Genomic DNA, 15967 nt, shown 5'->3' on the forward strand with positions numbered 1-15967 from the left:
AAAAAAGCCGGAGGGTAAATACCCTCCGGCTTTTTTCTTACACTTCCAGGTAGTTCATAATCCCGTCGGCCGCTTTACGCCCTTCGGCAATGGCTGTAACCACCAGGTCAGATCCGCGAACGATATCGCCACCCGCGAAGATTTTTGGGTTGCTGGTCTGGAAAGCGTTATCGCTGCCTTCAGGGGCGATAATACGACCCTGAGAGTCAAGCTCAACGCTGTGCTTCGCCAGCCACTCCATGCTGTGAGGACGGAAACCGAACGCCATCACCACGGCATCAGCCGGGATCACATGCTCAGAGCCTGCGACAATCTCTGCACGACGACGGCCTTTCGCATCCGGCGCACCCATCTCCGTGCGCGCCATCTTCACGCCGCTCACTTTGCCGTTAGCATTCACTTCAATACCCAGAGGCTGGATGTTGAACTGGAATTCCACGCCCTCTTCACGCGCGTTTTTCACTTCGCGTTTAGAGCCCGGCATGTTCTCTTCGTCACGGCGGTAGGCGCAGATGACGTGCGCCGCATTCTGACGAATAGAGGTACGCACGCAGTCCATCGCGGTATCACCGCCGCCCAGCACCACCACGCGTTTGCCTTCCATGCTGACGAACGGCTCGTCGGCGGTTTCGCCGTAGCCCATAATCTGCTTGGTATTGGCAATCAGGAACGGCAGGGCATCATAAACGCCCGGCGCATCTTCGTTCTCCAGGCCGCCGCGCATGGACTGATAGGTGCCAACGCCGAGGAACACCGCGTCGTAATCCTTCAGCAGATCGTCGAGCTGCACGTCGCGGCCCACTTCCACATTCAGTTTGAACTCAATGCCCATGCCGGTGAAGATTTCACGGCGACGGGTCATGACCTCTTTTTCCAGCTTGAAGGCCGGAATACCAAAGGTCAGCAGACCACCGATTTCCGGATGACGGTCAAAGACCACCGCCTTCACGCCGTTGCGGGTCAGCACGTCCGCACAGGCCAGGCCCGCCGGGCCCGCACCGATGATCGCCACGCGCTTATCGGTTTGCTTCACGCCGGTCATATCCGGACGCCAGCCCATCTCGAACGCTTTATCATTGATGAAGCGCTCAATGTTACCGATGGTCACCGCACCAAACTCGTTGTTCAGGGTACAGGAGCCTTCACACAGGCGGTCCTGAGGACACACGCGGCCGCACACTTCCGGCAGGGTGTTGGTCTGGTGAGAGAGTTCGGCGGCTTCAAAAATACGCCCTTCGTTGGCCAGCTTCAGCCAGTTCGGGATGTAGTTATGGACCGGACATTTCCATTCGCAATAAGGGTTACCGCAGGACAGGCAGCGGTCTGCCTGCGCTTTGGCCTGGCCTTCTGAAAACGGCTCGTAAATCTCAACAAATTCAATTTTACGGATCTTCAGCGGTTTCTTTGGCGGATCAACACGCTGCAGGTCGATAAACTGGTATACGTTCTGGCTCATCTGAATTCCTTACTGCGCCTGCACGCGCAGCTCTGCTGCGCTACGACTACGGTGACCCAACAGGGCTTTAACATCGCTGGACTTCGGTTTAACCAGCGCAAATTTCGCTGAGAACGCCGGCCAGTTCGCCAGGATCTCTTCGCCGCGCGAAGAACCGGTATGCTGCACGTGTTCGGTAATCAAACCGCGCAGGTGTTCTTCATGGATAGCCAGCGTATCAACGTCCAGCACTTCCACCAGTTCCGGGTTCACGCGTTTGCGGAACTCACCGTCTTCATCCAGGACGTAGGCAAAACCGCCCGTCATGCCTGCGCCAAAGTTCACGCCGGTTTTACCCAGAACGCAAACAATCCCGCCCGTCATGTATTCACAACCGTTATCGCCAATTCCTTCCACCACGGTGATGGCACCGGAGTTACGCACCGCAAAACGCTCACCCGCACGGCCCGCGGCGAACAGACGACCGCCGGTCGCGCCGTACAGACAGGTGTTACCGATGATGCTCGCTTCGTGGCTGCGGAAGGCAGAGCCGACCGGAGGGCGCACTGCCAGCAGACCACCCGCCATGCCTTTACCGACGTAGTCGTTGGCGTCACCGGTCAGGTACAGCTCAACGCCGCCTGCGTTCCACACCCCGAAGCTCTGACCCGCAGTGCCGCTGAAGTGCGCGGTAATCGGATCCGCTGCCAGCCCCTGGTCACCGTGCGTTTGCGCGATATAACCGGAGAGCGACGCGCCCACGGAACGGTCGGTGTTGCGGATATCAAACCAGAACGTCTTGCTCTGCTTCTCGTCCACATACGGTTTCGCCTGCTGCAACAGCTGCGCATTCAACACGCCATTGTCAAACGGTGGGTTGTTCTCGGTGCAGTACACCGCTTTGCCTGGGTGTGGCTGCGCGGTTTCCAGCAGCTTGCTGAGCTCCAGCTTCTGCTGCTTCGCCGTGAAGCCTTCCAGCTCTTTCAGCAGGTCGGTACGGCCAATCAGATCCACCAGACGCTTCACGCCCAGCTGCGCCATCAGCTCGCGGGTTTCCCGGGCGATGAAGTCAAAGTAGTTGGTCACTTTGAACGGCAGCCCGTGATAGTGGTTCTTACGCAGCTTCTCATCCTGGGTCGCCACACCGGTTGCGCAGTTGTTCAGGTGGCAAATACGCAGGTATTTACAGCCGAGCGCCACCATTGGGCCTGTACCGAAGCCGAAGCTTTCCGCACCGAGGATCGCGGCTTTGATGATGTCGAGGCCCGTTTTCAGGCCACCGTCCACCTGAAGACGAATCTTATGACGCAGACCGTTCGCCACCAGCGCCTGCTGGGTTTCCACCAGGCCCAGCTCCCACGGGCAGCCCGCGTATTTCACGGAGGAGAGCGGGCTTGCACCGGTACCGCCGTCGTAGCCGGCGATGGTAATGAGATCCGCATAAGCTTTCGCCACGCCGGTGGCGATGGTGCCCACGCCCGGTTCGGAAACCAGCTTCACGGAGATCATCGCTTTCGGGTTGACCTGTTTCAGGTCGAAAATCAGCTGCGCTAAGTCCTCGATAGAGTAGATATCGTGGTGCGGTGGCGGGGAGATCAGCGTCACGCCCGGCACCGAGTAGCGTAGTTTGGCGATGTACGGGGTAACTTTATCCCCCGGCAACTGACCGCCTTCGCCCGGTTTCGCACCCTGAGCGACTTTAATCTGAATCACGTCGGCGTTGACCAGGTACGCAGGCGTCACGCCAAAACGACCGGATGCCACCTGCTTGATACGGGACACTTTATTGGTGCCGTAACGCGCCGGATCTTCACCGCCTTCACCGGAGTTGGAGTTACCGCCGATGCTGTTCATGGCTTCGGCCAGCGCCTCGTGGGCTTCCGGGCTCAGTGCGCCGATGGACATTGCCGCGGTGTCGAAGCGTTTGAACAGCTCGGAAGCAGGCTCAACGTCGTCAATGCTGACCGCTTCATCACCCGGATTTAGGGCAATGAGATCGCGCAGCGTCGCCGCCGGACGGTTGTTCACCAGCTCAGCATACTGCTGATAATCGCTGTATTCACCGCTCTGCACCGCCTGCTGCAGCGTGCGCACCACGTCCGGGTTATAGGCGTGGTATTCACCACCGTGAACGTATTTCAGCAGACCGCCCTGATCCAGCGGCTTACGTGCCAGCCAGGCACGTTTGGACAGGTTCACCAGATCCTGCTGGAAGTCAGCAAAACCGGCTCCACCGATACGGCTAACCACGCCCTGGAAGCAGAGATTTGCCACGTCATCATGCAGGCCGACCGCTTCAAAGAGCTTCGAACAGCGATAAGAGGCAATGGTCGAGATGCCCATTTTGGACATAATCTTGTACAGGCCTTTGTTGATGCCGTTGCGGTAGTTCAGCATCACAGTACGGTAATCTTTGTCGATCGCGCGGGTATCCACCAGACGGGCCAGCGTTTCGTAGGCCAGGTACGGGTAGATCGCCGTCGCACCAAAGCCTAACAGCACGGCAAAGTGGTGCGGGTCGCGGGCACTGGCGGTTTCAACAATGATGTTGGCATCGCAGCGCAGGCTCTTATCCACCAGACGCGTCTGGATAGCACCCACCGCCATTGGCGCAGGCACCGGCAGACGGTTTTTCGCGATATTGCGGTCAGACAGCACCAGCAGAACGGTACCGTTACGCACCATCTGTTCGGCTTTGTCACACAGCGCATTCACCGTCTCTTCGAGGCTCGCGTCGTTCACGTCAAACGTAATGTCGAGCGTGTCGGCGCGGTAGTGCTCCTCGGTCATGGTGGTGAGCTGTTTGAAGTCGGAGTACAGCAGGATCGGCGATTTAAAGGTCAGACGGTGCGCCTGGCCTTCGGCTTCGCAGAAGACGTTCATCTCGCGACCGATGCTGGTGGCCAGGGACATCACGTGGGCTTCACGCAGCGGATCGATTGGCGGGTTAGTAACCTGCGCGAACTGCTGGCGGAAGTAGTCATAAATGATGCGTGGCTGGCTGGAGAGCACGGCAAATGGGGTATCGTCACCCATGGAGCCGACTGCTTCCTGGCCGTTTTCACCGAGCACACGGATAACCGAGTCCAGCTCTTCCGCGCTGTAGTTAAACTGTTTCTGGAAACTTGCGAGCGTATCGTCGTCCAGCTCGCGGCTGCCCACTTCTTCGTCCGACAAATCTTCAAACGGCACCAGACGACGCACGTTCTTCTCCATCCACTCTTTGTATGGATGACGGCTCTTCAGATCGTGATCGGTTTCGGCAGAGTGCAGGATGCGCCCACCGCGGGTGTCAATAACCATCAGCTCGCCCGGACCGACGCGGCCTTTCTCGACCACTTCATCAGGCTGGTAATCCCAGATACCGACTTCAGAGGCACAGGTGATGAGCTTGTCTTTTGTGATGACGTATCGCGCCGGACGCAGACCGTTACGGTCCAGGTTGCAGGCGGCAAAACGACCGTCGGACATAACGATGCCCGCCGGGCCGTCCCACGGCTCCATGTGCATGGAGTTAAAGTCGAAGAAGGCGCGCAGCTCAGGGTCCATATCCGGGTTGTTCTGCCATGCCGGTGGCACCAGCAGACGCATGGCGCGCACGATGTCCATCCCGCCCGCCAGCAGCAGCTCCAGCATGTTGTCCATGGAGCTTGAGTCCGAGCCAGTTTCATTCACGAACGGCGCAGCGTCGTGCAGGTCAGGGATCAGTGGCGTCTGGAACTTATAAGTACGGGCGCGAGCCCACTGGCGGTTACCGGTGATGGTGTTGATCTCGCCGTTGTGCGCCAGATAGCGGAACGGCTGCGCCAGCGGCCAGCGTGGAACAGTGTTGGTGGAGAAGCGCTGGTGGAACAGGCAAATGGCCGATTCCAGACGCAGGTCCGCCAGGTCCAGGTAAAAGCGCGGCAGATCAGCCGGCATACACAGACCTTTATAGATATTGACCAGGTTGGAGAGGCTACAGACGTAGAACTCTTTATCGTCCTGGAGACGTTTTTCAATGCGGCGACGGGCGATAAACAGGCGGCGTTCCATATCGCGCGGACGCCAGCCCGCAGGCGCGTTAACAAAAATCTGCTCAATACGAGGCAGTGAGGAGAGGGCGATTTCACCGAGCACCCCTTCGTTGGTTGGCACATCGCGCCAGCCGACAATCGACAGGGTTTCACGCTGAAGTTCTTCTTCAACGATGCGGCGTGAAGCGGCAGCCTTTTCAGGATCCTGGTTCAGGAACAGCATACCGACAGCGTAGTTTTTGGCTAAACGCCAGCCGCGCTCTTCCGCAACGATACGGAAGAAACGATCCGGTTTTTGCAGCAGCAGGCCACAACCGTCGCCGGTTTTACCATCAGCAAGGATGGCGCCACGGTGCTGCATACGGGCCAGTGCGTGAATAGCGGTACGCACTACCTTGTGGCTAGGTTCGCCTTCTATGTGGGCGATCAGGCCGAAACCACAGTTATCCTTCTCAAGGGATTTATCGTACAACATATCAGTGAACCTCCCCAGGCTCGTCGGGCTTCTCTCTGAACTTTACCGTGGCGCACAGGCGCAGAAAGAGCATGGCGACGGGGTTTGCGCTTCATACGCGTACCTCGCATTCGCCCTCTTTTCATCCTTTCGCGCAGGTAAACAAGTTTGAGGACTTGCTTCAGAGGGAATCTCAATTACTGCATAAATATGATGAGCAGGCCGCTCATCCAGAAAGCTTCCAGCGGATTTCCAACTTATCGGGAATTGGTACACAGGTCAAATGGCAATCTTATTTATCCAAAAATGTGCTAAAGAGTGACTATGTATTTGTAAATAAAGGGAATTTAACTATTTTTACATTGATTAAAAGCCCTTGTAGACCGCAACGGAGTGTGATCTGTCTCACTATATGTAAGCGGTATTATCAACGTAGCGTGCTGAATAGTGGTTTTAACGCAGAACAATAATCTGGCATGGGTTCTAAACCCGCATAAAGTCACTGTTTTTCAGTGCTGGCGCTATAAATGAAAAAAACAATCAGAACATAAGGAAAAGTAATCACAGGTGGTGTGAATGAAACTGCAGTAATCTTGAGTATTTATTCATATAGATAAAGGCCGTCCTGGGCGATTGATCCAGGTCATCGCCGACAGAGGCTAAAAATGGCAGGCTTGTCCCCTTTCTTCGGGACGGTCTATCAGATTATGCAGTTACAGAAATTAGTCAATATGTTTGGTGGGGATCTTTTGCAGCGCTACGGGCAAAAGGTTCACAAGCTGACGCTGCACGGCGGTTTTAGCTGTCCGAATCGCGATGGCACCATCGGGCGCGGTGGCTGCACTTTCTGTAACGTGGCCTCCTTTGCTGACGAAGCTCAGCAGCATAAATCTATTGCAGAGCAGCTCGCACATCAGGCCAGCCGGGTTAACCGCGCAAAGCAGTATCTGGCCTATTTCCAGGCGTACACCAGTACCTGGGCGGAAGTGCAGGTGCTGCGGTCCATGTATCAGCAGGCAGTCACGCAGGCGAACATTGTGGGGTTGTGCGTCGGTACGCGTCCGGACTGTGTGCCGGACGCGGTGCTGGACTTGCTCAGTGAGTATAAGGAGCAAGGCTACGAGATCTGGCTGGAACTGGGCTTGCAGACCGCACATGACAAAACCCTGCACCGCATTAACCGTGGCCATGATTTCGCCTGTTACCAGCGCACCACACGCCTCGCGCGCGCGCGTGGGTTGAAGGTCTGTTCGCACCTGATTGTCGGTCTCCCTGGCGAAGGGCAGCAGCACGGCCTGGAGACGCTGGAAAAGGTCGTTGAGACCGGCGTGGACGGTATCAAGCTGCATCCGCTGCACATCGTTACGGGAAGCATTATGGCGAAAGCCTGGCAAGCGGGGCGGTTAAGCGGTATTGAGCTTGAGGACTATACGGTGACCGCGGGGGAGATGATTCGCCACACGCCGCCGGAGATTGTTTACCATCGCATCTCGGCCAGCGCCCGCCGTCCAACGCTTCTGGCACCGCTCTGGTGTGAGAACCGCTGGACGGGGATGGTGGAAATTGACCGCTATCTGCAGCAAAACGGCGTACAGGGTTCGGCGCTGGGGCGCCCGTGGGTTCCCCGTCTACCGGCGACGGCCGCCTAACAAACTCCCCAGCATGCCGCGTACAATCTGATTGGTGACCTGCCGCGCCGCGCTTTTCGCCATGGTTTGCACCACGCCGTCGCGTTTGCCGCCGCGCGGACCGGTGCTGCCAAACAGAATGTCTTTGAGTCCACCGAGAATGCCATCATCTACGGCGACGGACTGCCCTTTTGCGGCAGGGGCATCCTGGGACTCCGTTGTTGCCTGCACGCCTTTTTGCAGCATCTCAAACGCGGACTCGCGATCCACCTCGTCTTCGTACTTACCGTAAACCGGAGAATGGTTAATCAGGCCGTTACGTTCATCATCAGTGACGGGCCCCATACGCGAGCAGGGCGCAATCACCATCGCACGTTCCACGATGGATGGGCTGCCCTTCGCATCAAGGAACGATATCAGCGCTTCACCGGTGCCCAGCGCCTGAATGGCGGCTTCGGTATCAAAGGCTGGATTCGCACGCATGGTTTGCGCGGCGGCTTTCACCGCTTTCTGATCCTTTGGCGTGAAGGCGCGCAGGGCATGCTGGACGCGGTTGCCGAGCTGCCCGAGCACGTTATCGGGGATATCCGACGGATTTTGCGAGACAAACCAGACGCCGACGCCTTTGGAGCGGATGAGGCGGATGACCTGTTCAATCTTATCCAGCAAGACCTGTGGGGCGTCGTTGAACAGCAGGTGCGCTTCGTCAAAGAAGAACACCAGCTTCGGTTTTTCCAGGTCACCCGCTTCGGGCAGCTGCTCATAAAGCTCGGAGAGCATCCACAGCAGGCTGGCGGCGTAGAGTTTCGGCATCTGGTAGAGCTTCTCTGAGCTCAGAATGTTGATGATGCCTTTTCCACTGCTGTCGGTGCGCATCCAGTCTTTGATATCCAGCATCGGTTCACCAAAGAAGTGTTCGGCACCCTGTTGTTCCAGAGTCAGTAACCCGCGTTGAATCGCGCCGACAGAAGCGCTGCTGATATTGCCGTACTGGTTCTGGAAAGATTTAGCGTTATCCCCGATGTACTGGGTAATGGCCCGCAGATCTTTGAAATCGAGCAGCAGCAGTCCCTGGTCATCGGCGATGCGGAAGATAATATTCAGTACCCCGGACTGGACATCGTTAAGGTTAAGCAGACGGGCGAGCAGCAGCGGGCCGAGGTCGGAGACGGTTGCGCGGACCGGGTGGCCTTTCTCACCGAAGATATCCCATACCACCACCGGGTTGCCATGCGGCGTCCAGTCCGTGATGCCAATATTCTTCAGCCGCTCGAGCAATTTTTCAGAGGCGGTACCCTCCTGAGCCACACCGGTTAAATCGCCTTTCACGTCAGCCATAAAGACCGGCACGCCAATCTCTGAAAGCGACTCCGCCAGCTTCTGCAGGGTGACGGTTTTCCCCGTCCCGGTCGCGCCGGTGATCAGGCCGTGGCGGTTCGCCATCGCGGGCAGCAGATACAGCTCTTTTTCCAGCGTCCGGGCAATTAACAATGGTGTACTCATAATGCGCTTCCTCTCTTAGTCCTGGGTGGAGTATAGGCAACCTGACGGCAAAATGGCTGAGTAAATTGCTGACTTTGCGGCGCATTATCCAGCGCGGACTATGCTTTTGCATACGGTTAACAAAATAGTGGGAAACTATGTCCAGATTCTTCTTTAACGATCGCAAACAGCTGGTCAACGATGCCATTGAAGGCATACTGCTTTCTGCGCCACACGCGAATCTCGTCAAACTCGATATTGATCCTGCTATCAGGATTGTCGCGCGCGGTGACTGGGACAAAAGCCGCGTGGCGGTGATCTCCGGCGGCGGCTCTGGCCACGAGCCCGCGCATGCCGGGTTTGTCGGCAAAGGCATGCTGACGGCTGCCGTCTGCGGCGATCTGTTTGCCTCGCCGAGCGTGGATGCGGTGCTGAATGCCATTGTCGCGGTCACGGGCGATCGCGGCTGCCTGCTGATTGTCAAAAATTACACCGGCGATCGGCTGAACTTCGGTCTGGCGGCCGAGAAGGCCAAACGTTACGGGCTGAAGGTCGAAATGGTGATTGTGGCGGACGATATCGCGCTGCCCGACAACAAACAGCCGCGCGGTATTGCCGGTACGGCGCTGGTGCATAAGATTGCGGGCTATGCGGCGGAGCAGGGGAAATCGTTGAGTGAAGTGCGGGATATTGCGCAACAGGCCTGCGATAACCTCTGGAGTCTGGGCGTGGCGATGCAAACCTGCAACCTGCCGGGCAGTGACGATGAAGAGGGACGCATTAAGCAGGGTCATGTCGAGCTGGGGCTGGGGATCCACGGTGAGCCGGGCGCTTCCGTTGTCGACACACAAAACAGCAAAGCGATTATCGACACGCTGGTGACCCCTCTGAAAGCGCAGGCGGGTGAAGGGCGCTTTGCGGTGCTGATTAACAATCTTGGTGGCGTATCGGCGCTGGAAATGGCGTTACTGACCAAAGAGCTGGCGCACTCGGCGCTGAAAGAGAGTATTGCTTATCTTATTGGCCCGGCCCCGCTGGTAAGCGCTCTGGATATGAAGGGTTTTTCGCTGACGCTGCTGAAGCTCAACGATCTGTTCGAAAAAGCGCTTCATGAAGAGGTGGAAACGCTGGGCTGGCAGAAACCCGTGGCGTTTGCGCCACTGCGTACCGTCGCACATAGCGCCATCCATGACCGCGTGGAATACACTCCGTCGGAAAACCCACAGGTCGAAAAGTCTGTCTCCTCGGTAGCCAGGACGCTGATCCAACTGGAAAATCGTCTGAACGCGCTGGATGCCAAAGTGGGCGACGGCGATACCGGCTCCACCTTTGCGCAAGGCGCGCGGGATATTGCGCAGCGTCTGGAGGAGCATGCGCTTCCGCTTGATGATGTCTCTAAGCTTCTGCTGCTGGTAGGGGAGCGGCTGGCAACGGTGATGGGCGGATCGAGTGGCGTACTGATGTCGATCTTCTTTACGGCAGCCGGGCAAAAGCTGCATGACGGAAAATCGCTTCCGGATGCACTGCTGAGCGGGCTGGCGCAAATGAAGCAGTATGGCGGCGCGGATCTCGGCGATCGCACCCTGATCGATGCGCTCCAACCGGCGCTGGAGGCGTTGCAGAAAAATGATCTTCAGGCAGCGGCGCAGGCAGCGCAGCTGGGGGCAGAAGCAACGGCAAAAATGGAGAAGGCAGGAGCTGGGCGCTCGTCGTATGTGAACAAAGAGAACCTGGATGGCGTGATGGATCCGGGGGCGGTTGCGGTGGCAGAAGTATTTAACGTATTGGCACAGCGGTAAAAGTAGGCCGGGTAAGGCGAAGCCGCCACCCGGCAAACTCACATCAAAAATCCGCTTTCAACACCACGCGATACCGGGCTTTCCCGTCGCGTACGTGCTGGATAGCTTCGTTAATTTTCGACATCGGATAAAGCTCGGTGGTGGGCGCCACTTTGGTGCGTCCGGCGAACTTCATCAGCTTGCGCAACTCGTACGGCGTACCGGTCGCGGAACCGGATACGCTGCGATCTCCGCCGATCAGGGTAAACGCCGGAACCGGCAGAGGCTTCATTACCGCACCCACGGTGTGGAAGTTACCGCCGTAGGCCAGCGCTTCAAAGTATGGCTGCCAGTTGAGATCGACGTTGACGGTGTTGATGATCAGATCAAACTGACCCGCCAGCGCCTTCAGCGCCTCGGGATCGCGGCTGTTCACCACTTTATCCGCACCCATCGCCAGCACTTCCTGTTCTTTTGCCGGGTTCGAGCTGAACGCCGTCACTTCACAGCCCATTGCGTGCAGCAGTTTGATGGCAATATGTCCCAGGCCGCCAATACCAATGACGCCTACGCGGCTGGTCGCAGTGACGTGGTGCATCAGCAGTGGTTTAAAGACGGTGATACCGCCACACAGCAGCGGACCGGCGGATTCAATATCAATGCTCTCCGGCAGGGGGATAACCCATTGCCAGTCGGCACGCAGTTTATCGGCAAATCCGCCTTTGTTCAGAATGGTTGGCACCGCGCCTTCAAGGCAGTTGATCTGGTTGCCGCTGATACAAGCATCACAATGACCGCAGCTGCGTGCCGTCCAGCCAATACCTACGCGCTGGCCGACCTTCAGCCCTTTGTCCTGGGCGGCGCTACCGAGCGCCGCGACGCGACCAATGACTTCATGCCCGGCAATCAGTGGATAGCTCGAGAAGCCCCATTCGTTGTCGATCATCGAGAGATCCGAGTGACAGATCCCGCAGTAATCAACCTGCACTTCGACGTCTTCTGCTTTTAGTTCGCCCGCATCGTATTCGTACAGCTCAAGTTCTGCACCCGCCTGCGGTGCGGCGTAGCTTTTTATCTTCGACATCGTGTTTCCCCCGTTGTGGTGTGAACTGAGAGTGTAGAGCATTCAGTTTACGGCCGCTTAACAGAAGGGGGCAGGAACAAAATTTACAGATTTTTCAGCATTCTCACTTCGCAGTCGACGTGGCCCGTGCAGCCCAGCGGCGCATCGATATGCTCAAAGCCAAGATGTTCATACAGGCCGATGGCCTCTTTGAGGAAGGCGGTTGTTTCGAGGTAACAGCGCGTAAAACCCTGAGTACGAGCATGATCAAGGGCGAGCTGCGCCAGTTTTTTTGCCAGCCCTTGTCCGCGAGCGGACGGCAGGAAATACATTTTCTGTAGCTCACAGATGTCCGGCTCGCTGCAGCTCAGCGGCGCAACGCCGCCACCGCCCACGACCTGGCCGTCCTGCTCAATGACCCAATAGGCGTGGCCCGGTTGGCTGTAGAGCTGAAAAAGCTCGTCAAGATTGGGGTCAGCAACGGTATAGCCTTTATCCGCTGTCAGCCCATACTCCGCAGAAACGGTGCGGATAACGGTGGCAATAGCCGGGTTGTCCTGCTCAGTGATCCGACGCATCGTCGTCGCGACGGGGGTAATCACGCTCATAGTATTACTCATGACAAAAATTGACACACAACTGCTGTTAATAGCACCGCAGAAAAGGGAGTGCAAGCGAGGAGTTTTCAGGAAGGGTACCCCTTACGCCCTGAAGCGTAAGGGGTAAAAGCATTACAGGGCAGCAATAACCGCCTGCTGCTCAATCAGCTTGGTCTTCGCATCTGCGAAGGCAACCAGACGCTCACGCTCTTTGGCAATGACCGCCTCCGGCGCACGGGCGACAAAGCCTTCGTTCGCCAGTTTGCTTTCGATTTTGCCAATTTCTACGTCGACTTTCGCCACTTCTTTCGCCAGACGCGCCAGCTCAGCATCTTTGTCGATCAGACCTGCCATCGGGATCAGCAGCTCGGCGCCGTCGATGATTTTGGTCACGGAAACCGGACCTTTGTCATCTGCAGGCAGCACGGTGATGCTTTCCAGACGCGCCATCGTTTTCAGGAAGGTGCTGTTCTCGTTCACGCGACGCACGGCAGCCTCGCTGCAGCCGCGCAGCAGCAGTTCCAGCGGCTTGCTCGGGGCGATGTTCATTTCTGCACGAACGTTACGCACGGCAACAATCGCCTGCTTCAGCCATTCGGTATCGGCAGCAGCGGCTTCATCAACGCGCGCAGCATCGAATTCCGGGAACGGCTGCAGCATGATGGTATCGGCATTGATACCTGCAATCACCTTCACGCGCTGCCAGATGGTTTCGGTAATGAATGGAATGACCGGATGCGCCAGGCGCAGCAGACCTTCCAGAACGGTAATCAGCGTGTTGCGCGTGCCGCGCAGCTCCGCTTCAGAACCGCCGTTCATCACCGGCTTCGCCAGCTCCAGGTACCAGTCGCAGAACTGGTTCCAGGTGAATTCATACAGAATGCCCGCTGCGATATCGAAGCGGTAGCTGTCCAGCGCCTCACGGAACGCTTTCACGGTCTGGTTGAATTCCGCCAGGATCCAGCGGTCCGCCAGGGACAGGGTCATCTCGCCGCCGTTGAAGCCGCAATCCTGATCTTCGGTGTTCATCAGCACGAAGCGGCTGGCATTCCACAGCTTGTTACAGAAGTTACGGTAACCTTCCAGACGCTTCATGTCCCAGTTGATGTCGCGGCCGGTCGAGGCCAGCGCCGCCAGGGTGAAGCGCAGGGCGTCGGTACCGTGAGACTCAATCCCGTTCGGGAACTGCTTCTCGGTGCGCTTGCGGATTTTCTCTGCCAGCTGCGGCTGCATCATGTTGCCGGTACGTTTTTCCAGCAAATCTTCCAGCGAAATACCGTCAACCATATCCAGTGGGTCGATAACGTTACCCTTGGATTTGGACATCTTCTGGCCTTCATCGTCACGGATCAGACCGGTCATGTAGACGGTATGGAACGGAACCTGAGGCTTGCCGTCTTCGTCTTTGATGAAGTGCATGGTCATCATGATCATGCGCGCAATCCAGAAGAAGATGATGTCGAAACCGGACACCATCACGCTGGTTGGGTGGAACTGACGCAGCGCGTCGGTGTTCTCAGGCCAGCCAAGGGTGGAGAAGGTCCACAGCGCGGAAGAGAACCAGGTATCCAGTACGTCTTCGTCCTGACGCAGCGCAACGTCAGCGCTCAGGTTGTTTTCCTGACGCACTTCATCTTCGCTGCGGCCAACGTAGACGTTACCTTCGTTGTCATACCACGCCGGGATGCGGTGACCCCACCACAGCTGACGGGAGATACACCAGTCCTGAATATCACGCATCCAGGAGAAGTACATGTTTTCGTACTGCTTCGGCACAAACTGGATGCTGCCGTTTTCAACCGCTTCCACCGCCGGTTTCGCCAGCACATCGGCACGGACGTACCACTGGTCGGTCAGCATTGGCTCGATAACTACGCCACCACGATCGCCGTACGGCACGGTCAGGTCGTGAGGTTTAATCTCTTCCAGCAGGCCGAGTGCGTCAACGGCAGCCACAATCGCTTTACGCGCGGCAAAACGTTCCAGTTTCTGGAATTCAGCCGGGATCTCGCTGGAGTAAACGTCAGATTCGTTGCCTTTGGTGTCGTACACTTCTGCGCTTTCACGGATATCACCGTCGAAGGTCAGAATGTTGATCATTGGCAGGGCGTGACGACGACCCACTTCATAGTCGTTGAAGTCGTGCGCCGGAGTGATTTTCACGCAGCCAGTGCCTTTTTCCATGTCGGCGTGTTCGTCGCCCACGATCGGAATACGGCGGTTTACCAGCGGCAGCACTACAAATTTGCCGATCAGATCTTTATAACGCGGATCTTCCGGGTTAACGGCCACGCCGGTATCGCCCAGCAGGGTTTCCGGACGGGTGGTGGCAACGACCAGATAATCTTTACCGTCTGCGGTTTTTGCGCCGTCGGCCAGCGGATAGCGGATGTGCCACATGGAGCCTTTAGACTCGCGGTTTTCCACTTCCAGGTCAGAGATGGCGGTACGCAGTTTCGGATCCCAGTTCACCAGGCGCTTGCCACGGTAAATCAGGTCTTCTTTGTACAGACGGACGAAAACTTCTTTCACGGCATTGGACAGGCCTTCATCCATGGTGAAGCGCTCGCGCTCCCAGTCCACGGAGTTGCCGAGGCGGCGCATCTGACGGGTAATGGTGCCGCCGGATTCCGCTTTCCACTGCCAGATTTTGTCGATGAAGGCGTCGCGACCGTAGTCGTGGCGGGTTTTTCCTTCTTCAGCGGCAATTTTACGCTCAACCACCATCTGGGTCGCGATACCCGCGTGGTCAGTCCCCGCCTGCCACAGGGTGTTTTTACCCTGCATGCGCTGGTAGCGGATCATGGTGTCCATGATGGTCTGCTGGAAAGCATGTCCCATATGCAAACTGCCGGTGACGTTCGGCGGCGGGATCATGATGCAGAAGGACTCTTTGCTTTCGTCGCCGTTAGGCTTGAAATAGCCCTGCTGTTCCCAGTGCTCGTAAAGCGGCTGTTCGATATCGCGTGGGTTATATGTCTTTTCCATTATTTCCAGGTTGCCGTATTCAGGTTAAAACCAGCCAGGCGGTACGCTTTATAGCGTTCGCGCGCCAGTTGTTTCAAAGATTCTTCGTAAGGGACAAAGTCTACCACTTCTGTGAAAGCGGTGGCAAAATCTGCAAAGTCTGCCCGCAGGCTAATGAGAATATCGCGCGCGCTGCTGTTGCGTTTTTGTGGCCAGGCGATCTCGACCGGGGCGCCACCGCGCGGACCTTCGCCCGACAGGTTATGCGGGACAAAACTCTCCGGTGGGCGGGCCCACAGGGCTTCATCAAGGCGAATCGCCTGCTGTTCATCTTCACAGGCAATCAGAACGCGTTTACCTGCGCGCCAACGTTCTGCGGCAATGTCACACACCAGCTGTTCGACGGCGCTGAGGCCATCCTGATGGGTGTCGTTGTCCAGAAGGTAGAACGTTGCATTCTTCATATATGGGGCTTCTTGTCGTGGATTTAAATGCAAAGCCGGGTGGCGCTACGCTTACCCGGCCTACGGTTGAGCGACGTTGTC

General features: G+C 57.1%; 9 protein-coding genes. 2 read left to right on the forward strand and 7 right to left on the reverse strand.

The window, feature by feature from the left end; genetic code table 11:
- Positions 1-37 precede the first annotated feature (37 nt).
- Positions 38-1456 carry a glutamate synthase small subunit gene (gene gltD, locus O1723_RS02575; RefSeq protein WP_248190993.1) on the reverse strand — a complete coding sequence of 473 codons (1419 nt, stop codon included), beginning with the start codon at positions 1454-1456 and terminating at the stop codon, positions 38-40.
- Positions 1457-1465: 9 nt separating this feature from the next.
- The gene (gene gltB / locus O1723_RS02580) at positions 1466-5926 is read right to left on the reverse strand and encodes a glutamate synthase large subunit (protein ID WP_014885411.1); all 4461 of its coding nucleotides are present in this window, start codon (positions 5924-5926) and stop codon (positions 1466-1468) included.
- A 686-nt stretch (positions 5927-6612) separates the two neighbouring features.
- Here gltB and mnmL point away from each other — a divergent pair.
- Positions 6613-7554 (forward strand): tRNA modification radical SAM protein MnmL/YtqA, encoded by a 942-nt coding sequence (mnmL, locus tag O1723_RS02585; RefSeq protein WP_096059327.1) that lies wholly within the window; start codon positions 6613-6615, stop codon positions 7552-7554.
- Here the strand turns inward: mnmL and O1723_RS02590 are convergent.
- Positions 7534-9036 (reverse strand): helicase HerA-like C-terminal domain-containing protein, encoded by a 1503-nt coding sequence (locus tag O1723_RS02590; RefSeq protein WP_014885409.1) that lies wholly within the window; start codon positions 9034-9036, stop codon positions 7534-7536. The two genes, mnmL and O1723_RS02590, sit on opposite strands and share 21 nt — an antisense overlap.
- Before the next feature lie 137 nt (positions 9037-9173).
- Here O1723_RS02590 and O1723_RS02595 point away from each other — a divergent pair, with 137 nt between their 5' ends.
- Positions 9174-10814: a dihydroxyacetone kinase subunit DhaK gene (locus tag O1723_RS02595; RefSeq protein WP_014885408.1), complete on the forward strand. Its 1641-nt coding sequence runs from the start codon at positions 9174-9176 to the stop codon at positions 10812-10814.
- 43 nt (positions 10815-10857) lie between these two features.
- On the opposite strand, the gene ahr is transcribed toward O1723_RS02595, so the two are convergent.
- The 4 genes from ahr to holC form a co-directional block, all read right to left on the reverse strand.
- Positions 10858-11877, reverse strand: a complete 1020-nt coding sequence (gene ahr / locus O1723_RS02600) for an NADPH-dependent aldehyde reductase Ahr (protein WP_014885407.1) — start codon at positions 11875-11877, stop codon at positions 10858-10860.
- An 83-nt stretch (positions 11878-11960) separates the two neighbouring features.
- A complete protein-coding gene (locus O1723_RS02605) occupies positions 11961-12464 on the reverse strand; it encodes a GNAT family N-acetyltransferase (RefSeq protein ID WP_014885406.1) in 504 nt (167 codons plus the stop codon).
- Positions 12465-12587: 123 nt separating this feature from the next.
- A complete protein-coding gene (locus O1723_RS02610) occupies positions 12588-15443 on the reverse strand; it encodes a valine--tRNA ligase (RefSeq protein WP_014885405.1) in 2856 nt (951 codons plus the stop codon).
- Positions 15443-15886, reverse strand: a complete 444-nt coding sequence (gene holC / locus O1723_RS02615) for a DNA polymerase III subunit chi (RefSeq protein WP_014885404.1) — start codon at positions 15884-15886, stop codon at positions 15443-15445. The genes O1723_RS02610 and holC overlap by 1 nt, the downstream gene beginning before the upstream one ends.
- Positions 15887-15967 lie beyond the last annotated feature (81 nt).

The organism is Enterobacter cloacae complex sp. HYC080_NIDB (assembly GCF_056673325.1).